A 23,497-nucleotide genomic window follows, 5' to 3' on the forward strand; every position below is an offset into this window, starting at 1 on the left:
GCCGGTGGCGTGTGTCGCCTTGGTAAATCGCGCTGGCGGGCTCCAACTGGCTTGTGGCCGTGGCAACATGCCGGCCATGAGCAAATACCTGTCTTTTTGGAGCGCTCGCGCTCCCATCGCGGCCTGGGGCCGTTGGGCCCGTCCCTTGGCACTGAGCAGTTTGTGCCTGCTGGCGGGCACCGGTTGGGCCGCCAAAGCCGCGCACAAGCCGGCCAAGGAATCCCATGCCGCTGCGGCCGCCACCACGGCGCCGAGCAGCCAATCCAGCCCGGCCAACTGCCCGCCCGCGTCGCCGCCGCTGTCGGCCGAGTTGTTCCAACAAGCGGCTGCCCAGGCCGCGGACCGGGGTTTCTTGTGGAAGGTCACGCGCGATGAGCGCACGTCATACCTCTACGGCACCTTCCATGCCGGCAAGGCCGAGTGGATGGCCCCGGGCCCCCAGGTGGGCGAGGCCCTGGCCAACACCGATGTGACGGCTTTGGAGCTCAACCCCTTCGACCCCGACTTGCAGCGTGAAATGGCCTCCATCACCCAGGGCGTGCAGCGCAAGCTGTCGCCGGCCCTGCAGACCCGCCTGCAGCAGCGCTGGCAGGCCGAGTGCCTGCCCGCCGCCGCGCTGGGGGCGGCGCCGCCCGAGGTGCAGGTGCTGACCCTGACCTTCCTGGCAGGTCGCCGTGACGGCCTGCAGCCCAGCTTTGGCACCGAAATCATGCTGGCCGTGCTGGCGCGCCGCGGCGAGCGTTCGCTGGTGTCCCTGGAGTCGGCCTCGGGCCAGATGAGCGCCTTGCTGGGCGCCAATGACGCCGAAGCCAGCACCCTGGTCAGCCGCACCTTGGATGAGCTGGAGCAAGGCCAATCGCGCCGCATGCTGGCGCGCTTGGCCCAGCTGTGGGAGCAGGGCGACTTCCAAACCCTGGAGCGCTACGCCGACTGGTGCGACTGCCTCAAGACCCCGCTGGACCGCAGCCAGCTCAAGAAGCTGATGGACGACCGCAACCCAGGCCTGGCCGACCGCTTTGAGGCCTTGCACGCCGAGGGCCTGCGCGTCTTTGGTGCCGTGGGTTCGCTGCACATGGTGGGACCCAACGGCCTGCCGTCCTTGCTGGAAAAGCGCGGCTTCCGCGTCGAGCGCCTGCGCTGATCTGGTGCCCGGCCGGCTGTCTCGACCTCAGTCGGCCAGGGTGAACAGCGGCACGTCGTGCTGCTGGGCCATCTGCTCCAGGGCCGCCCGGGTCTGGCCGGCCAGGAACTGGGCCACGGCGCTGTGGGTGGCCGCCGAGAACAAGGTGTCCGCACCCGTGATGGCAATGCCGGCCTGCTGGCACAGCGCGGCCGCAAAGTGGGGCTCCAGGGCCGCCAGGGCCACGCGCCCATCGGCGCAGCGGTACACGCGGTAGCCCGCATGGGCCCCGCCCACCGCGCCCTCGGGCCGGGTCAGGCCCCAATGGCGCGGCAGGGCCAGCCAACGCGCCGCTTCACTCAAGGCAACTTCTCGGCGCGTGCTTGCACCGCTGCGCGCCCGCTCCAGCAGACATTGCAGCACCGCCTCGCTGGCCTGCAGGGCGCCGGCCATGTCGGCAAACAAAGTGGCTGGCAGCGCCAGCCCCGGCACCAGGCCGGCCTCGGCCAGGTAGGTCAGGTCGTGGCCAGGCTCTTCGGCCCGTTCACCAGGCGCCCCCACGATTTCAACCAAGGACAGACGCGGATGACGTGCCGACAGGCTGTCCCAGGCCAGGCCCAGCTTGTGCAGGGCCGAGGGACGAAACGAGGTGATCAGCACATCGGTCTGGGCCAGTTCGGTGTGCAGCACGGCCTGGCCTTCGGCGGTCTTGAGGTCGGCATGGATCACGCGCACCCCTTCATGCATCACCGCATACGCCTGGGGGTTGTAGGCGCCCATGGGGTCGGCCGACACGCCGTGGCGCGGAGGCGGCTCGAGCTTGGTGCAGCGGGCACCCATCTGCTGGCAGCGCATCAAGGCGGCGGGGCCGGGCAGGTTCAGTGCGAGGCTGAGCACGCGGGTGCCTTGCAAGGGGGCTGGCGGTTGCGTCATGGCGATGTCTCCTGGAAGCCCTTGGCGCCGCGTCAAGCCGGCGTGGGCCGTTTTTGAAAAGGGTCGCGGGCCTTGCGCGGCGCCCCAGGCCCGAGGGGGGCGGGTCGGGCGCGCCCGCGATGCTCAGTAGCGCAGCTTGCCGGTGGCGTCGATGACGCTCATCTCGGTCCATTTGCTGCCGGTGTTGCCCCGGCTGAAATTGACGCGAAAGCCGCCAAAGTCCTGCTCGCCAGCACTGCGCAAGGCCTCGCTCAGGGCTTCGGGGCTGGGGTTGCCCCGGCTGCGGCGCAAGGCTTCGACCAGCACGCGGGCGCTCAGGTAGCCCTCAAGGTGGAAGGCAGTGTAGGTTTTCACCTCGGGGGCGTGGCGCGCCATGGTGGCCTGGAACTCGGCTTGCAGCGGCAGGCCCCGGCCATTGGGGTTGGGAAAGGTCTGGGCAATGCCCACGCCGCGAGCCCCTGCCTCGCCAGCCACTTTGACCAGCAGCGGCGCCGACAGGTAGGACAAGGCGAGGATGGAGCGGTTGTAGCCCGCGTCGCGCAGCTGCTTGATGGCGTCGGCCATGAACTTGGGCGAGCCCACCACGATCACCGACTGCGCATCGGCCCCGCGCACTTCCTTGGCGGCGGCGCCGAGGCTGGCCTCGTCGTGCTTGGACTGGCTGCCTTCGGCGCGGGTGTAGCCGTAGCCGGGTGCCATTTCCTTGATGGCGGCCAGGCCTTGCTGGCCGATGGGCAGCTCCTGGTACAGCACGTGCAAGGTGGTGACGCCCAGGGTGCGGCCGTGCTCCAGCATGCGCGCGTACTGGTCGCGGTCGCTGGCGCGGATGTGGAACAGCTTGGGGTGACCGGGGTTGCGCAGGGAGTCCGCCCCGGGCACGGCGTTGATGACCACCAGGTTGGCGTTGTCCAGCAAGCGCTCCTTGATCAAGGTGCTGAGCGCGGCCGAGCCGACCGGGCTGATCAGCGCGATGGGGCGGTTTTCCAGGGCCTTGGGCAGGGCGGCTTTGAAGCCGTCGGCGTTGAACTGGTCGTCCAGCGTGAACAGGCTGAACCGGCGACCTTGGACGCCGCCGGCTTTGTTGACTTGGTCGAAATAGGCCTTGGCCCCAGCTTGGATGTCGGGGGCGTCGGGGGAGGGCAGGCCGGTGAAGGGACCAATCTGGCTGACCACCCAATCCTCAGCCGCCAGGGCGGGGCAGGGCAGAACACTGGTCAGGCACGCCCCCAGCACCAAGGCCAGGAGCCCGCGCCGCTGGGGGCAGCTGGTCGCGGCATGGCGCAGGGGGCCGCTGCGTGCAAACAGGCCGCTGAGGGCCGGGCACAAACGCATCGTGTCTCTCCATTTTTTAATTCTTGGAGCGAACTATAGCGGCAGACCGGGGCCCACTGCGATGCGGGCCCTCGGGAGCGGAGGCCCTGGAATCAGAGCTTCATCGGCAGGCCGACGTAGTTCTCGGCCAGCGAGGTGGAGGCGGCCTCGGAGTTCACCAGGTAGTCCAGCTCGGCCTCTTGGATCTTTTGGCCGAACTCGCCGGTTTCCGGGAAACGGTGCATCAGCGAGGTGAACCACCAGGAGAAGCGCTCGGCCTTCCAGATGCGGCTCAGGCAGCGTGCCGAGTAGTGGTCGATACCGGCTTGGCTGCGTTCGCGGTAGTGCTCGATGAAGGCGCTGGACAGGTAGCCCACGTCAGAGGCGGCCAGGTTCAGACCCTTGGCGCCGGTCGGCGGCACGATGTGGGCCGCGTCGCCGGCCAGGAACAGCTGGCCAAAGCGCATCGGCTCGGCCACAAAGCTGCGCAGCGGGGCGATGCTCATCTCCAGCGAGGGGCCGGTCACCAGGCGCTCGCGTGCGGCGGGGTCCAGGCGGCGCGCCAGCTCTTCCCAGAACAGGGTGTCGGTCCAGTTCTCGACCTTGTCGTCGGACGGCACCTGCAGGTAGTAGCGGCTGCGCGTGTGGCTGCGCATGCTGCAAAGCGCAAAACCGCGCGGGGTGTTGGCGTAGATCAGCTCCTCGCCCACCGGCGGCACGTCGGCCAGCACGCCCAGCCAGCCAAAGGGGTAGACCTTCTCGTACAGCTGGACGGCCGAGGCCGGCACGCTGGCCCGGGCCACGCCGTGGAAGCCGTCGCAGCCGGCGATGAAGTCACAGGTGATCTCGTGCTGCACGCCGTCTTTTTCGTAACGAACGCGGGGTTGTTGGCTGTCAAAGTCATGCAGGCTGACGTTGCTGGCTTCGTAAACCGTGTTCAGGCCAGCGGCGGCGCGTGCGGCCATCAGGTCGCGGGTGACTTCGGTCTGGCCGTAGACCATGACGCGCTTGCCACCCGTGAGCTTGTGCATGTCGATGCGGTGACGCTCGCCCTTGAACAACAGCTCAAACCCATCGTGCGGCAGGCCCTCGGCATGGGCCCGTTGCGCCACGCCGGCCTGTTCCAGCAGGTCCATGGTGATTTGTTCCAGCACGCCCGCGCGGATGCGGCCCAGCACGTAGTCGCCGCTTTGGCGCTCGATGACGATGTTGTCGATACCGGCTTTGTGCAGCAGTTGACCGAGCAGCAGGCCCGAGGGGCCGGCGCCGATGATGGCGACTTGGGTACGCATGATGGGGTCTCCGTGGGTGTTGAAATCAGTGCCGCAAGCGTAAAAGCCAAGCCGGGAATTCCCAAGCCATGCCACCGGCATTTGTGCGATTCATCAATCGCTTGTGCGATGATCGCGCAACATTGATGTGGATCAATCGCATCCTGGCCGCCCTGCGGCGCCAGGCTGACCCCCACCCACCGCAGCCCCGAGCGCCGCATGATTGCAAAAGCCGATTTCATTGAAGGCATGGCCAAAGGCCTGGCCGTGCTGGAGAGTTTTGACACCGAGCGCCAGCGGCTCAATGCCACGCTGGCCGCACAGCGTGCGGGCATCACCCGTGCGGCAGCGCGCCGCCACCTGCTGACCCTGACCCACCTGGGCTACCTGGAAAGCGATGGCAGCTATTTCTGGCTCACGCCCAAGGTCTTGCGTTTTTCGGGCAGCTACCTGGCCTCGGCACGGCTGCCGCGTGTGATCCAGCCCACCCTGAACCGCCTGGCCGCGCAGACGCAGGAGTCGTTCTCTGCTGTGGTGCTGGACGGCGATGAGGTGGTGATCGTGGCGCGCAGCGGGGTGTATGGCGCGCCCACGCGCCTGCTGGCCTATGGCTTGCACTTGGGGGCGCGGCTGCCGGCCCACGCCACGTCCACCGGCCGGGTCTTGCTGGCGGCGCTGAGTTCGGCCGAACTCACGGCCTGGCTGCAGGCCCGCACCCTGACCCGTTTGACGCCGCAGACCACCGTGCAGGCCACCGGGCTGCGCCGCTTGCTCAAGCAGGTGCGGCAGGACGATTTTTGCCTGGCCACCGAGGAGCATGAATTGGGCGTGCTGGCCCTGGCGGTGCCGCTGCGCAACATGCAAGGGCGCACGGTGGCGGCGCTGAATGTGGTGGCCTCCACCCAGCAGCGTGAAGCCGCCGCGCTGCAGCAGAGTCTCCTGCCTTGGTTGCTGGAGGCCGCGCGCGAGGTTCGGGCCCTGTTGTAAGGTGAGCCTGCCCGGGTGGGGCAGGAGGGCCTTCGATGGCAAAAGCCGGCCAAGTGGCTCGGATAATCTCCCCATCATTGTTTCTTGAATCGAGCCCACCATGGACCGACTGACCGCCATGCGCGTGTTTGCCGAAGTCGCTGCCAGCGGCAGCTTCACGGTCACGGCCGATCGCCTCGACATGTCGCGCGCCATGGTCACGCGCTACGTCGCCGAGCTCGAACAATGGCTGGGCGCCCGTTTGCTGCAGCGCACCACCCGGCGCGTCTCGCTGACCGACGCAGGCGAGAGCTGCCTGCGCCGGGCCCAACAGATGCTGGCCTTGAGTGAAGACCTGCAGGAAGAAACCGCGCGCAGCAGTGGGGGCGAGTTGCGTGGCCAGCTGCGCCTGACCTGCAGCCTGTCCTTTGGCTATGCGCAGCTGGTGGAGGCCCTGGGCGCCTTTTTGGCCCTGCATCCCCACCTGCGGCTGGATTTGAACGTGGGCGACAGCGCCTTGAACCTGGTCGAGGCGCGAGTGGACTTGGCCATCCGCATCAGTGCCGAGCCTGACCCACTGCTGATTGCGCGCCCGCTGGCGCTGTGCGAGTCGGTTCTGGCGGCATCGCCGGACTACCTGGCGCGGCAGGGGGTGCCCACCGTCCCGGCGGACCTGGCCCGGCACGCCTGCCTGAGCCATGCCCATGTGGGCAAAACCCTGTGGACTTTGCGCCAGGGCGAGCAGGCGGTGGCCCAGGCGGTGGCCACCCGCTTCAGCGCCAACGACGCCATGGTGTTGATGCGAGCCGCCGTGGCGGGGCAGGGCATTGCCATGCTGCCCACCTACCTGGCCGCCCCTGCGTTGCGCGCGGGGCATTTGCAGGCCGTGCTGCCGGATTGGCAGCCACCGGTGCTCAACATCCAGGCGCTGTACCCGTCGCGCCGTCACCTGTCGCCCGCCGTTCGGGCGCTGCTCGACTTCCTCGTCCAGCACTTCCAAACCGCCACCTGGTGACGGGCCCGCCTGGCCTGCGGAAGGCAGGAATTGCGGGTCTTAAATCCCTCTTCTTTCGGCACCCAAGGTGTTCGATGTGGTGTAACCGTTTGTCGGAATTTGAGGAAATCACTTGGCTGAAAATGGCAAAAAACATATTTCCGATGTAAAGTTGCGTAACGATAAAGGCACACCTGTACGAAAGTCAGGGTCGCAAAGCCACCGGTCTACGCCCTCCAAAAGGGCTTGATAGCGGGGTTGCCGGTTAAAAACGACCTTTTTAAGGGTTTTTTTAACAAAACCCAGCCGTTTGGCTGTCGGTAACCCCTCTTTGGTGACTGACCGTTTTGGTCAATGCGATCTGTTCCGGGTGTCAAATTTATCGATTTGATTCACTCGGAGATAGACCATGTCACACGCCCCCATTGCCCCCCATAAAGCCTTCGGGTCTGCCACTCTTTGGTTCTCATTGAGTGCTTTGTCCCTGGCCTTGTTGGGTTGTGGCGGCGGCGATCCAGGCGTGGCGGAGACAGGCAGCGCACAGGTGCTGGTGGCCAGCGGCACCACGATTCTGAATTTGGAGCCCGAGGCCTTGTCTGCTGAGGTCGGGGCCCAAGTGGCCCAACCGACCTTCCACCTGGCCCCGGTGCTGCTTGATGCCCCGGATGACAGCGATGCCAATGGCCAGGGCCTGTCGGCCTCCTTTGCACCGCGCCAGCAAATGGTGCCCGCCGAACTGGCTTCGGTGCCGACCCGCCAGCTGACCCTGCAGGGGCTGGATGTGGCCAAGCGCCTGGCGGTGAGCGATGTGGTCAGCCGCGCCGGGTCCGCCGTCAGCACCTACTCGCCGGCACAGATTCGCGCAGCCTACGGGCTGCCGGCCCTGCCTGCCGCGGGGGCCACGCTGACAGCGGCCCAGGCCGCGCAATACGGTGCCGGCCAAACCATCTATGTGGTGGACGCCATGCACAACCCGAACACAGCGGCTGAACTGAGCGTGTTCAACCAGAAATTTGGCCTGCCCACTTGCGCGACCAAGGCGATTGCCACGACGGCGGCCTTGCCCCTGCCTGCGGCCTCCGCCAGCGCCTGTGAGTTGTCGGTGGTGCACAGCACGCCAGCGGGCGGCATGACCGCGACGGCCCCCGCCTATGACTCGGGCTGGGCCACCGAGATTTCGTTGGATGTGCAGTGGGCGCATGCGATCGCGCCTTTGGCCCGCATCGTGTTGATCGAGGCCGCTGACCCCAGCCTGAACAGCTTGTTGGGCGGTGTGAAGCTGGCCAACGCCATGGGCCCTGGCATCGTGTCGATGAGTTTTGGCGCCACCGAAGGCAACTGGACCGCCTCGGTGGATTCGGTCTTCACCAATTCCAAAATGAGCTACCTGGCGGCCGCGGGTGACTCGGGCACGGCGGTGCTGTGGCCCGCGGTGTCGTCCAATGTGTTGGCTGTGGGCGGCACCAGCCTGACCTACAGCGGCACGGGCGCCCGCTCTGAAGTCACCTGGTCGGGCACCGGGGGCGGCACCAGCGCCTACACGGCCAAGCCGGCGTACCAAACCACCGCTGTGCCGGGTCTGGGCAATGTGGTGCGCCGCACCGGCCCCGATGTGGCCATGAACGCGGACCCGAGCACCGGCCAGTACGTGGCGGTGATGAACCCCGGCAGCTCGGCTGTGAACTGGGTCAGCGCGGGCGGCACCAGCATGTCGACCCCGCAATGGGCCGGTTTGCTGGCGGTGGCCAACGCGATCCGTGCTCAAAGCGCCAAGCCGGTGCTGGGGGCGCCGCACGCGGTGCTGTACGGCCAGATTTCGACCGTGCCGGGCAACTACGCCAGCGCATTTGCCGACATCACCAGGGGCAACAACGGCACTTGCATCACCTGTGCAGCGCGGGTGGGTTTTGACCCCATGACCGGTTTGGGCACCCCCAACGCCAGCAGCCTGCTGGCCCAACTGTCGGGGGCCTCGGCGCCTGCAGTGGCCCCGGTGGTGACGCCGGCTAGCATCACGGGTGTGACGGGTACAGCGCTGAGCTTTACCGCCTCGGTGAGCGCCGCCAACGCCGTCAGCTTCAGCTTGAGTGGCGCACCGGCGGGCATGGCCATCAGCAGCAGTGGCGTGGTCAGCTGGGCCAGCCCCGTGGCTGGCAGCTACAAGGTGACCGTCACGGCCAAGGACAATGTCAATGGCTTGAGCGGCCAGGGCGTCTACACCGTGACCATCACTCCGCCAGCGCCGCCCACGGTCGGTGGTGTGACGGTGTCGGGCAAGCCGGGTGTGGCGCTGTCCTTCAACATCAGCTACAGCTCGGCCAACCCGGTCACCTTCAGCCTCGCTGGCGCACCGGCCGGTATGGTGGTCAGCAGCACCGGCGTGGTCAGCTGGACCAATCCCGTGCTGGGCAACTACAACGTCACGGCCACGGTCAAGGACAGCAAGACCGGGCTCAGCGCCCAAGGTGTCTATGCGGTCAAGATCGCCAATGCAGGTCCCGTGATCACCGCCCCGGCGATGACGGGGGTGGCTGGCAAGGCCATGACGGGCACCATCAGCATCGCCGACCCGGGCGCCAGCTGGGTTTCGGTCTCGATCTCGGGGGTGCCGCTGGGCATGGGCTTCGCCATGAGCGGCCTGACCATCACCGCCAAATGGCCCAGCCCGGTGACGGGCAGCTACACGCTGACGGTGACCGTGGTGGACAACCTGGGCCTGACGGCCACGGTGAAGGTGCCGGTCACGGTCACGGCCAAATGAGCCCAATGAGCCCCACGCTGTCTGTTTGACCGTGTGGGAGGCGACCACCCCGGTGAGATCGTGTCAGCGCTCTCCCAAGCAAAACGGCCCCTCGGGGCCGTTTTTTCGTGGCGTCCTGTGGGGATGCTGGGGGCTCAGACCCCCAGGTACTGGTCGAGCAGCCCAGGCTCGCTGCGCAGGCGCTCCGAGCTGCCCTCAAACGCCACCTGGCCCTTGACCAGGATGACGTTGCGGTTGCTGATTTGGGTGACGTGCTTCCAGTTCTTGTCGACGATCACGCTGCTGATGCCGCTTTCGCGGATCAGGCCGCAGATGCGCCAGATCTCGCGTGCAATCAAGGGCGCCAGGCCTTCAGTGGCTTCGTCGAGGATCAGCACATCGGGGTTGGTCATCAAGGCGCGGCCAATGGTCAGCATCTGCTGCTCGCCGCCCGACAGTTGCTGGCCGCCGTGGTCCAGCCGTTCTTGCAGGCGCGGGAAGGTGTCGAGCACGCGCTGGTAGGTCCAGTCGCGCTGACCGCGCGTACCCGCACGGGCCGCCATCTGCAGGTTTTCGCGCACGCTGAGGTTGCCAAAAATCCCACGTCCTTCAGGCACATAGGCGATGCCCAGTCGCGCCACTTCGTAGGTGGCGCGCCCGTTCATGGGGCGGCCGCAGATGTGCACCTGGCCGCTGCGCGGCGGCACCAGGCCCATGATGCTTTTGAGCAAGGTGCTTTTGCCCATGCCGTTGCGCCCCATGAGGCCGATGGTTTCGCCCCGCGCCACTTGGAAGCTCAGGTCGCGCAGGATGTGGCTGGCGCCGTAATAGGTGTTCAGGCCTTGGGCCTGGATCAGCAGTTCGCTCATTCTTCGTCCGCTCCAAGGTAGGCCGATTGCACCTGGGGATCGGCGCGCACTTCAGCGGGCGTGCCGCTGGCGATGCGCGTGCCGTTGACCATCACGGTCAGCCGGTCGGCCAGGGTGAAGACGGCGTCCATGTCGTGCTCGACCAGCATCATGGCGTGACCGGGTTTGAGGCGCAGCAGCAGCTCGACAATGCGCTCGGCCTCGGCCACCCCCATGCCAGCCAGGGGCTCGTCGAGCAGCAGGACCTGCGGTTCGGTGGCCAGGGTCATGGCGATTTCCAACTGGCGTTGCTCACCGTGGCTGGCCGCACCGGCCACGGTGTGGCGGCGCTTTTGCAGGCCGGCCAGCTCCAGGGCGCGCTCGGCGCGCTCGTTGACCACGGCCACCGAGTCGGCCCGGCGCAGCCAGCGCCAGGCCTGGGGTGTGCGCGACTGGGCGGCCAGGCGCACGTTGTCCCACACAGTCAAGGGGCCAAAGATGTTGGTCTTTTGGTAGCTGCGGCCCAGGCCCTGGCGCGAACTGCGCTCGGGCGACCAGCCGGTGATGTCCTGCCCGCCCAGGGTGATGCGGCCTTCGCTGGGCGGCAGGTCGCCCGAGAGCAGGTTGGTCAGTGTGGATTTGCCCGCCCCGTTGGGGCCGATCACCGCATGGATGCGGTTGCGCCACAGGTCGAGTTCAATGTTGTTGACAGCGGCCAGGCCGCCAAAGCGGCGCGTCAGGCCGCGCGCGCTCATCAGCACTTCGGCGTCGTGCACATCAGTCATGGGGCTTCTCCGAAGGGGTGGGGCGCAGGCGTTGGCTCAGGCTTTGCACCAGGCCCAGCAGGCCGCGTGGGGCAAACACCACCAGGGCCACGATGAACAGGCCCATCCACAGTTGCCAGTGTTTGCCAGCCTGGAAGCCGCCCACGGTGGGCAGGTCTTTGAACAGGTCGAGCAAGGTCTCAAACGCAAAAGCCCCGACCACGGCGCCCGCAAAGTTACCCATGCCGCCCAGGATGACCATCATGATGGCGTGCGCGCTGAGGTGAAAACCCATCAGCTCCGGGTTCACATAGCCGCTTTGTGCGCCCCACAGGTAGCCGGCCAGACCGGCCAGGGCGCCTGCCAAAGTGAAGGCCGCCAGCTTGTAGCCGAAGGTGCCGAAGCCCATGGCGCGCATGCGGTGCTCATTGATGCGGATGCCCGACAGCGCCCGGCCAAAGGGACTCCACAACAGCCGGCGCAAGAAGGCGTAGACGGCCAGCAGCAGCACCAGGGTGAAGTAGTAGAAAGTCTGCTTGTTCTCCAGGTCAAAGGGCAGCCAACTGCCCAGCGAGGCATCGGGGCGGAAGTTGATGTACAGGCCATCGGAGCCGCCCAGGGCCTTGTTGTCGAAGAACACATAGAACACCATCTGCGCAAAGGCCATGGTGACCATGATGAAGTAGATGCCGTGGGTGCGCACCACCAGGAAGCCGATCACCAGCGCGGCCAGGGCTGAGGCGCCCACCGCCAGCGGCAGCGTCCACCACAGGCTGGCCGGCTCGCCGGCCGGTGTCAGAAAGGCCAGTGCGTAGCCGGCCAGGCCAAAGTAGGCCGCATGCCCCAGGCTGACCAGGCCCGTCACGCCTTGGAGCAGGTCCAGGCTCATGGCGAAGATGGCCAGAATCATCATGCGCGCGACCATCTGCACATAGAAGTCGCTGCCCACGCTGGGGAAGGCCGCCAGGGCGACGACGGCCAAGGCCAGCGCGACCTGCAGGCCGCGTGGCAGGGTTTCAAGATTCGCTCGGGGGGCAGACATGGGCAGAACTCCGGGCCGGTGAAAAGGGCAAAGCAAAAAAAGAGGGGCAGGGGGTGGCGTCCATGGGGCTCATTGCTTGAACAGCCCTTCGGGCTTCCACAGCAGCACGGCCGCCATCAGCAGGTAGACCAACATGCCCGAGGCTTGCGGCAGCAGCACCTTGCCAAAGGTGTCGACCAGGCCCACCAGCAGGGCCGAGATGAGGGCACCGCGCACCGAGCCGATGCCGCCAATCACCACCACCACAAAGCACATGATCAGCACCTGAGAGCCCATGTTGGGGTAGACGCTGGCGATCGGCGCGGCGATCATGCCGGCCACCGCTGCCAGGCCCACGCCCAGCGCAAACACCGTGGCGTGGATCAGTTTGATGTTGATGCCCAGGGATTCGGCCATGTCGCGGTTGAAGGCGCCGGCGCGGATCTTCATGCCCAGACGGGTGCGTGAGATCAGCAGGTACAGGCCCAACGCCAACAGCAGGCACAGGCCCGACATGAAGAGGCGGTAGCCCGGGTAGGACAGGGTGTCGGTCAGCGGGATGGACCACTCCAGGCTGGGTGGCACATTCACGCCATGCACGTCGTCGCCCCACACGAGGGAGCGCAACTCTTCAAACACATAGATCAGGCCAAAGGTCAGCAGCACCTGGTCCAGGTGGTCGCGGTGGTAGAAGTGCCGAAACAGCAGCCACTCCAGCGCCAGGCCCAGGGCCACCGACAGCAGCGCGCCCACCACGATGGCCAGGGCCAGGCTGTTGAACTGGGTGCTGAGCGACCAGGCCAGGTAGGCGCCCAGCATGTAGAAGCTGCCGTGGGCGAGGTTGACCACGCCCATGATGCCGAAGATCAGCGTCAGGCCGGCGGCCAGCATGAACAACAGCAGGCCGTACTGCAGGCTGTTGAGCAACTGGATCAAAAAGTTGGCAAGGTCCATGGTGAGGCGGGGCGTTGGTCTGGCAGGTGAGGAGAGGGCAGGCGCAGGCGAAGAGGCGGCCACCGCACCGCCCCCGGCGGGCCTGGTGGCAGGTCGGGGGCAGGTCCCGCCGAGCCCAGGGGCTCAGTTCGGGGCCGGTGGCGCGCTGGCAGCGCCGAGGCGGGGTGGGGTCAGGTCAGGCGGCAACCGGCGCCGCTGTCAGATAAGGCCTTGGCGGCCACACCGACCACCTTGTTTTCGCCCTTTTCAACCACACGCAGGTAGATGTCCTGCACCGGGTTGTGCGCCTTGCTCATGGTCCACTTGCCGCGTGGGCTGTCGATCACGGCCGACTCCAGGGCCTTGTAGAGCGCGGGCTTGCTGCCGCTCAGGTCACCCTTGACGGCGTTGGCGCCCTGCACCAGCAGCAGCCCGGTGTCATAGCCTTGCACGGCGTAGACATCGGGTTGCATCTTGAAGGTCTTGGCGTAGTCCAGGCGGAATTGCTTGTTGCGCGGCGTGTCCAGCGAGTCGCTGTAATGCATGGTGGTGGTGATGCCCTCGGCGGCAGGGCCGGCCGCTTCCAGCACGCCCTCGGTCAGGAAGCCCGAGCCGTACAAGGGGATCTTGCCTTTGAGGCCGGCCGCCGCGTAGTCACGGATGAACTTGGCCGCGCCGCCGCCGGCAAAGAAGCAGGCCACGGCGTCGGGCTTGAGCGAGGCAATCTCGGTCAGCAAGGCCTGGAACTCCACGTTCGGGAAGGGCAGGCCCAGCTCTTTGATGATGGTGCCGCCGGCCTTGGTGTAGCTTTCCTTGAAGCCTTCAAAGGCCTCGTCGCCAGCCGCGTACTTCCAGGTGATCCAGACCGTCTTTTTGTGGCCCGCCGCCACCATCGCCTGGCCCAAGGCCAGGGTGGGTTGGGAATTGCTGAAGCTGGTGCGGAACACATTGGGCGCGCACAGGGCCCGGGTGGCCGCGTGCACGCCGGCGTTCGGGATCAGGCTCAGCACGCCGCTGTCGCGCGCTACTTTTTGAATGCCCATCTGCACGCCCGAGTGCACGGTGCCGATCAGCACGTCGACCTTGTCGCGCTGCACCAGCTTGTTGGCGTTTTCGATGCCCTTGGCCGGATCGGATTCGTCGTCCACCTTGAAATACTCGATCTCACGCCCGCCGAGCTTGCCGCCTTGCTGATCGATGGCCAGGCGGAAGCCGTTTTCGATCGCCACGCCCAGCTGTGCAAATGTGCCGGTGTAAGGCAGCATGAAACCCACGCGCACCTTGCCCGATTGGGCCAGGGCCTGGCTGGGCAACCAGAGCCCGGTCGAGGCCGCCCCCACGAGGGCGGCACTGTGGCTGAGGATCTGTCGGCGTGAGGTCATGAAGGTGTCTCCTTTGTCTATTGGTTTAGGCCTAAAGCAATTTAACTGACGCGGTCGGCGTGCCGTCCTCTGAGTTACCCGTACCAGGGGACTCAGCTGCTGGCCATCGCCTGGGCCAGCCAGTCGCGGCACCAAGCCGCGGCAGGCCCTTCGGGATCGGTGCCGCTGCTGGCGTCGTGGCGCCAGATGTCGCCAAGGCGTTGCGCGCCGCAGGCGCTCAGGCGTTCGTCAAAACGCAGGCCGCCATGGCAAAAGGTTTGGGGGTAGATGCTGTCGCCCAGGGCGATCACGCCGTAGCGCACGCCGGGCAAGCTCAGGCCTGGGGCGTCCAGCGACTCATAAAGGTCCTGGGCGTTGTCCGGCACATCGCCCGTGCCGTAGGTGGAGGTGCAGATCAAATAGAGCGCATCCTCTGCGAACACCCGGTGGCTCAGACCCTCCATCGGCGTGACTTCAATCTGATCGACCAAGTCGGCGCAGTCCATCTCGATGGCTTGGGCCACATCGTCGGCCGTGCTGGTCATGGTGCCGACCAGGATTTTGAGCTTCATGCCTTGTCTCCGAAGTGGAATGCAATAAAGTGCTTCACATCTTGTGTGCAGGCAGTATATTGCAAACTCCTGGCTTGGGAAGCCCTGTTGCAAGCCTGGAGACCCCCTGCTAACCCTGAGTCGCTGAGGTGGGGGCCATGCCTCTTTTGAACGAGCGCGGGCGTGCGCTGGCGGCTGTGGCCCGGCTGAAATGGGCGCTGAAAGGGCTGGATTGACCTGATTTTCTCCGTTGGAGTACGCAATCAAGACAGTCTGAGTGCTGATTCTTAACCTGTTCAGCCAGAATGACCCCAAAACTCGGGTTAGAATACAGGCTGTCGGAGCGTAGCGCAGCCTGGTAGCGCATCTGCTTTGGGAGCAGAGGGTCGCGAGTTCGAATCCCGCCGCTCCGACCACCATTTAAAACGGGTTCCACTGGTTTCAGTGGAACCCGTTTTTTCTTGCTCGAGCGATTGCGCTCCACCGTCCGTGTGGTGAAAAAAAGCCCCACCGTGCCGAAGGCCAGATGGGGCAAGCAATGAAGTTTCAGTCCCTGAGCCCGCCCCCGCGTGGCAGCGCAAGAGCGGGTGTGCTGACTTCAGAAGCGGTGCTGGATACCGAAGGCGAAGCCCGTGTTGCTGGTCGTGACGCTGGCGGTTTGGGCGGCCGTGATGCCCTTGGCCTTGGTGTGGTCGATGGCGGCATACAGGTCGGTGCGCTTGCTCAGCTTGTAGCGGGCGCGCGTGGCCACCGTGTCGTAGCGATTGGCCGACACACCGTTGGCGCTGTACTTGGTGTTGTAGTAAGCCACCACAACTTCAGTCACCGGGGTGGCGTAGAAGGTCAGGCCGACGTCGACCACGGCGGCTTTCAGGCCTGTGGTGGCGGCAGTTGCACCGGCCAGGAATTTGTACAGCGAGGTGCTGGCACTGGAGTTGGTCAAGATCGAGGTATTGCTGTTCACGAAGCCTGGATCTGCCTGCATCTGGGTGTAGCCCCCCGTGAGCTTGTAACCGTCGATGCTGTAGTTGCCACCGGTGGTCAGCGTGGTCTGGGTGCGGGCGCCAGTGTCGCGCAGGCGGTCGTATGCCAGGCCCAGCTGCAGGGGTTTGGCGTCGTACTTGGCCATCAACTGAACCGATGAATTGGCGCTCGTTGCACCGGCCACGTTGCCGAAGGAGTAGGCCAGACCCAGGGTGGCGCCCGACAGGTTGGGGCTTTGGTACTTGACCATGTTGTCGCGGCGCGAGGTGTCCAGACCCGAACCCACCAGCGTGCCCAGCGGGTTCACCGCGGTGGCGGCATTGGCGGCGTATTGGCGGTTGGTGGTCAGCTCTTGGCCCAGCGGGTCGTTCACAAAGCCGGCTTGCAGGTCATACAAGAAGGTGGTGTTGCGGCCGATGTCGACGCGACCCCAATGGTCCTCCAAGCCCAGCACCGCACGGCGGTCAAAGATGTTGGTGGTGCTGGAGGTCGCGCCGCTGCCCAAGTTGATCCCGGACTCCAGCGTGAAGTTGGCTTTCAGGCCGCCCCCCAGGTCTTCTGTACCGCGAAAGCCAAAGCGCGACGTGTTGAGCACGCCTGAGCTGAATTGGGTTTGCGAGCCGGTGCCGGCGGTGGTTTTGGCCACCGCACTGTCGTGGCGGATGCCGCTGTCAACCAGGCCGTACAAGACGACGCTGGATTGGGCTTGGGCCAGGGTGCACAGCGCGCTCAGGCTGGCCAGTGCGATCAGGTTCTTTTTCATCAAATTTCCTAGCGCCGTCAGCTTGTGGCCGACGGCAAGAAGAGGTCATCAAGTGAGGTGGTTGATGCCAAAGACCCGGTTGGGCCTGTGGCACCGCCAGCCTCCAGAAAATCAGAAGCCATCGCTGCCGCCGTGTGTCCGCCTGCAGCGGTGGGGCAGTGATTCTTCCGGGTCAGACCCCGTGGGGCCAACCGACCGGATTCTCGGAAGTGGATTTGACGAAGCCGTGACTATTGAATCTAAAACAGCAATAAATAAGGTCTTTTATTTGGAGCGTGTTTCGTTTTTGGAAATGGACTAAGTACGGGTTGAGCGTTGTTCCGGTTCTTGCTTGACCGCCCCGATGACCCCGCTCAGCCAGCTGAGCTGCGCCCAGACTGAGACTGTGACCCAGGCAAGGTCTGCCGCATGGCCTGGGCCAAGCCGGGCTGTTGGCGCTCCTCCAGGGTGTCGGCGGCCCCCTGGCGATCGCGCACCTCCTTGTTCTGGCTCAGCTTGAACTTGCCGACCAGCGAGGTGATGGCAATCTCGATGCCCACAATGTGCTGCAGCAGGCCGTCGATGAACTCAGGCGCGGAGTCCCCCATCTTCCAGGGGCGGGGTTCGGCCGCTTCGTGCCGCTTGGTCAGTCCGGCCAACAGGCGCCGCACAAAGCGCTCGTCGTCGTGTACGGTGAGGACGCCGTGCGCGTGCACGACCTCGTAGTTCCAGGTTGGCACCTGGCGGTGCGCCTCGTGCTTGCTGGGGTACCAGTTGGGCGAGATGTAAGCCTGTGCGCCGCGAAACACCACCATCACCGGGCTGCCGCTGGGGCAGCGCTGCCACAAGGGATTCGCGCGCGCCACATGGGCGCTCAGCGTACCGTGCGGGCCGGCTTGGGCATCGAAGGCAAAGGGAATGTGGTCGGCATCCAGCCCGGTTTCGCCGTGGGTGACGAGCATGCCCAGGGGGTGGTCTCGCATCACGCGCTGCAGTTCTTCGGGGCTTTGCTCGGCGAAGTGGGGAGGGATGTACATCGTGGATCGGTCCAGAAAAAGTGACTGAGCAGCACTGTGGCGCACAACCGGCACAATCAGAAGAGCCAGTTTTTATTCTATTGAGTGGACCAGTTGAGCCCCAAGACCCCACCTCAGCCCCCATCGCAGGGCTTGTCCCCGCCACCACCCCAGGTCGCGAGCCCACCGCCCGGTGCTGGGCGCCGTCTGTATGCGCTGCTGCGCGCTCAAATCACGGACGGTGTCTTGCCCGCAGGGGCGCGTGCGCCCTCCACCCGGGCCTTGGCGGCGGAATGGGGGGTGTCGCGCACCACGGTCACAGCGGTGTACGAGCAGTTGGCGGCCGAGGGCTATTTGATGACCTCGGGCGGGCGGGTGGCGCGGGTGGCGTGGCCGCAGGGGGGCACTGGGACGCCCAGTCCGCGCCCTGTGGGTGATGTCGTCGCCGCCGCGCCCAGGCTGTCCGCCCTGGGCCAGCGCGTGCAGGCCATGGCCGTGCAGGCTCCTCCGTCCTTGGAGCCAGTCCCGTTTGATTTTCGCTATGGCGCGCTGGCCTCGTCGGACTTTCCGGTCTTGACCTGGCGCCGGGCCGTGAAGGAGGCCGGGCTGCGTCCCTCACCCCGCCTTTCTTACGGCGCGCCGGAGGGGGAGGCGCCACTGCGCCAGGCCTTGCAGGGCTACTTGCAACGGGCGCGGGGGCTGCGCTGCCATGCCGATCAAATCGTGGTGGTGCAAGGCTCGCAGCAAGGCATCGACCTGTGTGCCCGCTTGCTGCTGCAGGCGGGGGACCGCTTTGCCTTCGAAGACCCCGGTTACCTGATGGCGCGTCGCTGTTTTGAGGCCACCGGGGCGCACTGTGCCCCCGTGCCGGTGGATGCCCACGGGCTGGACACCGAACAGCTGCCCCTGGGGCCGTCCGTGCGCCTGGCCTATGTCACGCCGTCGCACCAGTTTCCCCTGGGGGGCGTGCTGCCCATCACCCGCCGCCAGGCGCTGCTGAGCTGGGCCCAGGCACAGCAGGCCTGGGTGGTGGAGGACGATTACGACGGTGAATTCCGCTACGGCCAGCGGCCCATCGACGCGCTGCAGTCCATCGACCACGAGGGCCGGGTGATTTATGTGGGCACCTTCTCCAAGGCCTTGTCGCCGCAACTGCGCCTGGGTTACCTGGTGCTGCCGCCCGCCCTGGTGCCGGTGTTTCGGGAGGCCAAGCGCCTGAGCGACCGGCACGCGCCGGTGCTGGAGCAGCGCGCCGTGGCCAGCCTGATCGACAGCGGGGCCTACGAGCGCCATGTGCGGCGCGTGCGGCGCGACAACGAGCGCCGCCGCAGCGCCTTGTTGGCGGCCGCTGAGCGCTACCTGCCCGCCAACGCCCAGCTCGCAGGTCTGGCCGCGGGCCTGCACCTGGTGCTGTGGCTGCCGGACTGGGGGCCGCAGGACGAGGACCATGTGGCCTTGGCGGCGCGCCAGATCGGGGTGGGGATCTACCCCGTGTCGCCTTTGTATTCGCGGCCCGACAGGCCGATGCCGGCGGGTGTCCCCCAGCGTGCTGCCGGCTTCATCCTGGGCTACGCCAGCCTGTCGGTGGCACAGATTGAGCAAGGCATGCGCGCCTTGGGCCTGTTTTTGAGCTCAGGCGCGGGGCGATCCCAGGGTTGACCCTAGGCCCTCCCGGGAGGGTAATTGAAACAATATGTAATGAATGCGTGAAGGAACTTCATAGACTGGCCACCGGATTCCAACCCTGCCGGTATTGGCCGTCGCGGGGACGCGCATCAACCTGGAGACTTCATGCCCCTCAATCACCGCCCTCGGGGTCGGCACGCCCTGGTGGCTGCGGCCACCGCTTTGTCCCTGATCCTGCCCTCGGCCACGCCCCTGTGGGCGGCCAACCACCCCAACTCGCGTGTGGCCAGCACCCATGTGCTCGACATCACAGCCAACGTGGATTGGGACTACGACGCGGCCCCGCCCACCCAATCCAATGGCACCACGGTGCTGACCAAAGAGGTGTTGCGCGACCAGATCCTGCGGGAAGTGGCGCGCAGCGTGTTCCTGATGACCGAAGGCCGCCACCGCATCGGCACGGTCTACCTCTACAAGAACGGCCGTTTTGGCAAAAACGTGGATGTGCAGATCATCAACAAGAGCGACCGGTCTTACGCCAGTGCCGCCCGCTGGCAGCAAAGCGAGGGCAGCAGTTACAACTTCCTGGCCATGGACAACAAGCCAGAGAACCTGCGCAGCTATTCGCGCGTGATCGCGCACGAGCTGGGCCACTATGTGTACGGCTTTGCCGACGAGTACCGCGAAGAGGGCAAGGCCCTGAATGCCTCCGACCCGGGCGGCCCCTCGGGCGTGGACTTCACGCGCAACTCGATCATGAACAACCATGAGAACTTCACCCGCCTCTCGCTGGCGGCGGACTACACCGGCGGTGCGGACGTCAACAACACGGCCCAGGCCCGCGTCTATGCCACCGACCGCAGCAACCTGCGCGGCGGCAGCCATTGGGAAATGCTGACCCGCGACCCCGCCAGCGACCCGGCCGAGGCCAAGGAATTCCACGGTGGCGCCCGGGTGTGGTTCGATGCCTTCAAGGGCTTCACCGCCCCGACCAAGGTGTCGGAGCTGACCCGCTACTTCGGCGTGTTCTGCGATCCCCTGCTGGTGCAGGCCGCTTGCGGCACTGGCGACGCCAGCAAGGACCAGGTGGTGCCCGCGTCGGACCGCATCGCCAGCCTGAGTGATTACAACGCCCAGCTGTTTGCCAAGTCGGGCGGCAGCGCCACGGCCGATGCCGTGGACGGCACGCCGGGCAGCGCGTTTGAAAGTTTCAAGGTGGTGTTCGTCGACTCGCCGGCGGACGCCAAGGCCCTGGCCTTGCGCCAAAGCACGGTCAGTACCCGACTGGCCGTCACGGCGCGCGCTGCGGCCACCTCGGCCGCCGTGGCCCGCCACGCCATCGTGATCGACCGTAGCCTGCCAGCCGCGACCTTTGAACAGGCCATTCAAGCGGCGGAGGCCGTGTTGCAATTGGCCGAGACGGGCACGCAATGGGCCGTGATCACCTCGCCCAGCACCGGCAACACGCCGCTGCAAAGTCTTCAGTCCATCGACACCGGGCGCGCCGCCTTGGTGGCCAGTGTGCAGGGCTTGACCCGGGTCGATGGCCGCTTCGATGCCAGCGCCGCCTTTGCCCTGGCCCAAGCGGAGCTGTCCAAGAACCGCGCCGATGCCGACTCGGCCACCATTGAGCTGTTCACCGGGCAGGGCAGCACCCTGCCCAAAGCACTGGGCAGCCAGGCCCGTGCGCTGCGCACCTCGGTCAACGCCATCGGCCTGCGCCTGCCCGCTGGCAGCGCGGCCACCACCACCAGTGGTGGTGTGGCCCTGGACGCCCTGGCCTTGGCCACGGGTGGCAGCGCCTACAGCGCGCGCGATGCGGAGCAAGCGGTGAAGAAAATCTTGCGCGCCCAGCGCAAGGCGGCCGGCGAGGTGTTCAGCCTCCTGGCCACCACCGGCTGGGACAGCCTCAGCGCCGCGTCCACCCAGAGCACCCCGCTGACCCTGACCCCCCACGACCAGGTGATCAGCGCGCACTGGAACTTCGACCCGGTGGACAAAGACCGGCTCAGCTTCCGCCTGGTCACGCCGGCGGGCACCTTCAGCACCTTGTCGCCCGCGTCCAACCTCAGTGAAGGCTATGCCCTGATCGAGCTGGACAACAGCAGTGGCCGCCACAACGGCAGCGCCCGTGCCCTCACCCTCAGCAGCACGGCCGTCAGCAATTCCGTGGGCTTGGATGTGCAAACCGAGTCGGTGGTGCAGTTGAGCGCCGACGTCGAGGGCGGCACCTTGGCCGACAACCGCGAGCCCGTGTTGCGTGCCCAGTTCACGGGTCAGGCCCCGGTCGCCAAGGCGCGCTTGCTGGCCACGGTGTACCGCGTCAGCGACGGCGTGGCGGTGCTCAGCGACCTGGTGCTGGCCGACGACGGCCAGGGCGTGGACGCGCGGGCCGATGACGGCCGCTACGCGATCAGCCTCAAGGGCTTGCTGCCCGCGGGCGACTACACCGTGGAGGTCTACGCTCAAACCACGGCCGACTCGGTGTTCCAGCCCAACCAAATTTTTGCCATCGGGTCCGATGTGCCGGTGCGCCCCGTGGGCGCTGGCCTGGTGCGGGTGGAAGAGGCTGACCTGACCCTGGACGCGGGCGCCACGGGCGTGTTGGCCGCGGCATCGGGTGACAGCGGCTCGGGCAGCACGGGCAGTGGCGGCAGCGGTGGCTGCACCAGCGTGGCGGGCCAGCGCGATGCGGGCCTGGTCTTGCTCTTGCTCAGCGGCTTGACGGGCCTGTGGCTGCGCCGCCGTTCCCAGGCGCGCCGGCTTGATTCTCGCTGACCTGGGCCCAAAGCCCGCGCCCTGGCCTGGTCTGGGGCGCGCGCTGCTGGCCGCCGTTCTGCTGGCCCCGGGCGTGGCGTGGTGGGCGGTTCACCGGGGCGCTCACGCGCTGGTGTGGCCCGACCTGCACAGCGCCTTGATGAGCTTGGTGTTGGCCCCTTGCCTGGAAGAAGCCGTCATGCGCTGCGCCTGGCAGCCCGGCCTGTTGCAGGCGGCGCTGCGCCGGGGCTGCTCAGCGCGCCGGGCGGACCTGGCGGCCGGCGCAGGGGCGGCTGTGGCTTTTGCCTTGATCCATTTGGATGGGTTCAGCGTCGGGGCCCTGCTGCGCTGCACCCCTTGGCTGCTGCCGGGCGGGGTCTTGGCGCTGGCCTGGTGCTGGCGCCGGCGCCTGAGCGACTGCGTGCTCTTGCACGCGTACTTCAATGCCCTGTTGGCGCTGTTCAGCTTGCGCTGAGGCGCCGGGGCGCCGGGTTCAATCGGCTTCCGAGGCCGGCATGGCCGGACTGAGCAAGGCCGCCAACTGATCGGCTGCCGCCGCCCAACTGGCGTTATCGGCGATCGAGCGCTTCAAGAACTCCGCTTGCGAGGGGCTCCAGAAAGCCGCCTCGGACAAGCGCGTGCCTGGGGGCAGGGGGTGCTCGCGCACAAAGGCCTCGCGTTCCGCCCGCTCGGCGGGCAGGCCCAGCTGCAGGAAGAGGTGGGTCAAATCGTGGGGGTTCATTTCCATGCGGCGCTTTCTTCAGGGCTTCACAGGCGGCCCAACAAGAGCAGCACCAGCACAATGATCAACACCAGCCCGACACCGCCACTGGGCGCATAGCCCCAGTTGCGGCTGTGCGGCCAAGTGGGCATGACGCCCATGAGGATCAGGATCAGGACGATCAACAACAGGGTTCCGAGGCTCATGGCAGCTTCCTTAAGGGGTGGGATGTCACTGCGCCAACAGGGCAGGGCGGGGCGTGGGCAGCAGGTTGGGGGGCACTTGTTGCAGCAAGTCCGCCAGTTCGTCGGCGTGGCCCTCTTCCACCGCCAAGATGCGTTCCAGCAAGCGGCGCGTCGTGGGGTCTTGGTCTTGCAGTGAGCGGATCAGGTGGCGGTAACTGTCGATTCCAATGCGCTCGGCCACCAGGTTCTCGCGGATCATGTCGCCCAGGGTCTCACCGCGCACGTACTCGGCATGGCTGCGGCCCAGCAGGGTGTCGGGCGAAAAATCCGGTTGGCCACCCAGCTGCACGATGCGCTCGGCCAGCCAGTCGGCATGCTCCAGCTCTTCGTTGGCGTGCACCAAGAACTCCTGGCCGACGGTCTGGGAGTGGATGCCGCGCGCCATGAAGTGGTGGTAACGGTAGCGCAGACTGCACACCAACTCGGTGGCCAGCGCCGTGTTGAGTTGGGCAATCACCTCCAACCGGTGGGCGGGGTAGTCGGCGGTCACGGCGCCCTGGTCCAGGTGCTGCCGGGCCTGTTGGCGCAGGGTGTTCAGGTCCAGAGGGGGCTGCGCGGCGTTGTCGGCGTGGGTCATGGTGGGGCCTTTGGAG

At 66.5% G+C, this 23,497-nt stretch carries 21 protein-coding genes, 1 tRNA gene and 1 riboswitch; of the genes, 8 read left to right on the top strand and 14 right to left on the bottom strand.

Features of this window, described 5'->3' with window-relative positions; all coding sequences use genetic code 11:
* Window positions 1–76 precede the first annotated feature (76 nt).
* A complete protein-coding gene (locus PSQ39_RS07135) occupies window positions 77–1,141 on the top strand; it encodes a TraB/GumN family protein (RefSeq protein ID WP_273926010.1) in 1,065 nt (354 codons plus the stop codon).
* Window positions 1,142–1,168: 27 nt separating this feature from the next.
* Here PSQ39_RS07135 and PSQ39_RS07140 read toward each other — a convergent pair whose 3' ends face one another.
* From PSQ39_RS07140 to pobA, 3 genes are all read right to left on the bottom strand, one after another.
* Window positions 1,169–2,053 carry a CoA transferase gene (locus PSQ39_RS07140; protein WP_273926011.1) on the bottom strand — a complete coding sequence of 295 codons (885 nt, stop codon included), beginning with the start codon at window positions 2,051–2,053 and terminating at the stop codon, window positions 1,169–1,171.
* A 123-nt stretch (window positions 2,054–2,176) separates the two neighbouring features.
* Entirely contained in the window at window positions 2,177–3,385 is a 1,209-nt protein-coding gene (locus tag PSQ39_RS07145) for an ABC transporter substrate-binding protein (RefSeq protein ID WP_273926012.1), read from the bottom strand.
* 92 nt (window positions 3,386–3,477) lie between these two features.
* On the bottom strand, window positions 3,478–4,656 hold the full coding sequence (pobA, locus tag PSQ39_RS07150; RefSeq protein WP_273926013.1) for a 4-hydroxybenzoate 3-monooxygenase: 1,179 nt from the start codon (window positions 4,654–4,656) through the stop codon (window positions 3,478–3,480).
* Between the two features lie 198 nt (window positions 4,657–4,854).
* On the opposite strand from pobA, the gene PSQ39_RS07155 reads away from it, so the two are divergent.
* From PSQ39_RS07155 to PSQ39_RS07165, 3 genes are all read left to right on the top strand, one after another.
* Window positions 4,855–5,622, top strand: coding sequence for an IclR family transcriptional regulator domain-containing protein (locus tag PSQ39_RS07155; protein ID WP_273926014.1), 768 nt, complete (start codon window positions 4,855–4,857; stop codon window positions 5,620–5,622).
* A 100-nt stretch (window positions 5,623–5,722) separates the two neighbouring features.
* A complete protein-coding gene (locus PSQ39_RS07160) occupies window positions 5,723–6,616 on the top strand; it encodes a LysR family transcriptional regulator (protein WP_273926015.1) in 894 nt (297 codons plus the stop codon).
* 156 nt (window positions 6,617–6,772) lie between these two features.
* A riboswitch (cyclic di-GMP riboswitch) is annotated at window positions 6,773–6,861 on the top strand.
* A 203-nt stretch (window positions 6,862–7,064) separates the two neighbouring features.
* Window positions 7,065–9,356, top strand: a complete 2,292-nt coding sequence (locus PSQ39_RS07165; RefSeq protein ID WP_337961933.1) for a S53 family peptidase — start codon at window positions 7,065–7,067, stop codon at window positions 9,354–9,356.
* Window positions 9,357–9,490: 134 nt separating this feature from the next.
* Here the strand turns inward: PSQ39_RS07165 and PSQ39_RS07170 are convergent, their stop codons facing one another.
* The 6 genes from PSQ39_RS07170 to PSQ39_RS07195 form a co-directional block, all read right to left on the bottom strand.
* Window positions 9,491–10,204, bottom strand: a complete 714-nt coding sequence (locus PSQ39_RS07170) for an ABC transporter ATP-binding protein (RefSeq protein ID WP_273926017.1) — start codon at window positions 10,202–10,204, stop codon at window positions 9,491–9,493.
* Window positions 10,201–10,968: an ABC transporter ATP-binding protein gene (locus PSQ39_RS07175; RefSeq protein WP_273926018.1), complete on the bottom strand. Its 768-nt coding sequence runs from the start codon at window positions 10,966–10,968 to the stop codon at window positions 10,201–10,203. The genes PSQ39_RS07170 and PSQ39_RS07175 overlap by 4 nt, the downstream gene beginning before the upstream one ends.
* Window positions 10,961–11,989 (bottom strand): branched-chain amino acid ABC transporter permease, encoded by a 1,029-nt coding sequence (locus PSQ39_RS07180; protein WP_273926019.1) that lies wholly within the window; start codon window positions 11,987–11,989, stop codon window positions 10,961–10,963. Before PSQ39_RS07180 ends, PSQ39_RS07175 begins: the two co-directional genes overlap by 8 nt.
* A gap of 69 nt (window positions 11,990–12,058) precedes the next feature.
* Window positions 12,059–12,922 carry a branched-chain amino acid ABC transporter permease gene (locus PSQ39_RS07185; RefSeq protein ID WP_273926020.1) on the bottom strand — a complete coding sequence of 288 codons (864 nt, stop codon included), beginning with the start codon at window positions 12,920–12,922 and terminating at the stop codon, window positions 12,059–12,061.
* A gap of 170 nt (window positions 12,923–13,092) precedes the next feature.
* Window positions 13,093–14,283 carry an ABC transporter substrate-binding protein gene (locus PSQ39_RS07190; RefSeq protein WP_273926021.1) on the bottom strand — a complete coding sequence of 397 codons (1,191 nt, stop codon included), beginning with the start codon at window positions 14,281–14,283 and terminating at the stop codon, window positions 13,093–13,095.
* A gap of 92 nt (window positions 14,284–14,375) precedes the next feature.
* Window positions 14,376–14,834 (bottom strand): flavodoxin domain-containing protein, encoded by a 459-nt coding sequence (locus PSQ39_RS07195; protein WP_273926022.1) that lies wholly within the window; start codon window positions 14,832–14,834, stop codon window positions 14,376–14,378.
* Window positions 14,835–15,152: 318 nt separating this feature from the next.
* Here PSQ39_RS07195 and PSQ39_RS07200 point away from each other — a divergent pair.
* Window positions 15,153–15,229 (top strand) — tRNA-Pro (locus tag PSQ39_RS07200).
* A 182-nt stretch (window positions 15,230–15,411) separates the two neighbouring features.
* Here the strand turns inward: PSQ39_RS07200 and PSQ39_RS07205 are convergent.
* Both PSQ39_RS07205 and PSQ39_RS07210 read right to left on the bottom strand, forming a co-directional pair.
* Window positions 15,412–16,560 carry a porin gene (locus tag PSQ39_RS07205; protein ID WP_273926023.1) on the bottom strand — a complete coding sequence of 383 codons (1,149 nt, stop codon included), beginning with the start codon at window positions 16,558–16,560 and terminating at the stop codon, window positions 15,412–15,414.
* Window positions 16,561–16,913: 353 nt separating this feature from the next.
* Window positions 16,914–17,576 carry an FMN-binding negative transcriptional regulator gene (locus PSQ39_RS07210; protein ID WP_273926024.1) on the bottom strand — a complete coding sequence of 221 codons (663 nt, stop codon included), beginning with the start codon at window positions 17,574–17,576 and terminating at the stop codon, window positions 16,914–16,916.
* A 132-nt stretch (window positions 17,577–17,708) separates the two neighbouring features.
* Here PSQ39_RS07210 and pdxR point away from each other — a divergent pair, with 132 nt between their 5' ends.
* The 3 genes from pdxR (at window position 17,709) to PSQ39_RS07225 (ending at window position 22,413) form a co-directional block, all read left to right on the top strand.
* The gene (gene pdxR, locus PSQ39_RS07215) at window positions 17,709–19,214 is read left to right on the top strand and encodes a MocR-like pyridoxine biosynthesis transcription factor PdxR (RefSeq protein WP_273926025.1); all 1,506 of its coding nucleotides are present in this window, start codon (window positions 17,709–17,711) and stop codon (window positions 19,212–19,214) included.
* Window positions 19,215–19,346: 132 nt separating this feature from the next.
* The gene (locus PSQ39_RS07220; protein ID WP_273926026.1) at window positions 19,347–21,959 is read left to right on the top strand and encodes a choice-of-anchor X domain-containing protein; all 2,613 of its coding nucleotides are present in this window, start codon (window positions 19,347–19,349) and stop codon (window positions 21,957–21,959) included.
* Entirely contained in the window at window positions 21,946–22,413 is a 468-nt protein-coding gene (locus tag PSQ39_RS07225; RefSeq protein WP_273926027.1) for a CPBP family glutamic-type intramembrane protease, read from the top strand. The genes PSQ39_RS07220 and PSQ39_RS07225 overlap by 14 nt, the downstream gene beginning before the upstream one ends.
* Window positions 22,414–22,431: 18 nt before the next feature.
* Here the strand turns inward: PSQ39_RS07225 and PSQ39_RS07230 are convergent, their stop codons facing one another.
* From PSQ39_RS07230 to PSQ39_RS07240, 3 genes are read right to left on the bottom strand one after another with little or no spacing between them, the layout of a single operon-like run.
* The gene (locus PSQ39_RS07230; RefSeq protein WP_273926028.1) at window positions 22,432–22,686 is read right to left on the bottom strand and encodes a DUF2789 family protein; all 255 of its coding nucleotides are present in this window, start codon (window positions 22,684–22,686) and stop codon (window positions 22,432–22,434) included.
* Window positions 22,687–22,706: 20 nt separating this feature from the next.
* On the bottom strand, window positions 22,707–22,865 hold the full coding sequence (locus PSQ39_RS07235) for a DUF3309 family protein (RefSeq protein WP_273926029.1): 159 nt from the start codon (window positions 22,863–22,865) through the stop codon (window positions 22,707–22,709).
* A 25-nt stretch (window positions 22,866–22,890) separates the two neighbouring features.
* Window positions 22,891–23,481, bottom strand: coding sequence for a ferritin-like domain-containing protein (locus PSQ39_RS07240; RefSeq protein ID WP_273926030.1), 591 nt, complete (start codon window positions 23,479–23,481; stop codon window positions 22,891–22,893).
* Window positions 23,482–23,497 lie beyond the last annotated feature (16 nt).

Source organism: Curvibacter microcysteis (assembly GCF_028649455.1).
Taxonomy (GTDB): domain Bacteria; phylum Pseudomonadota; class Gammaproteobacteria; order Burkholderiales; family Burkholderiaceae_C; genus Curvibacter; species Curvibacter microcysteis.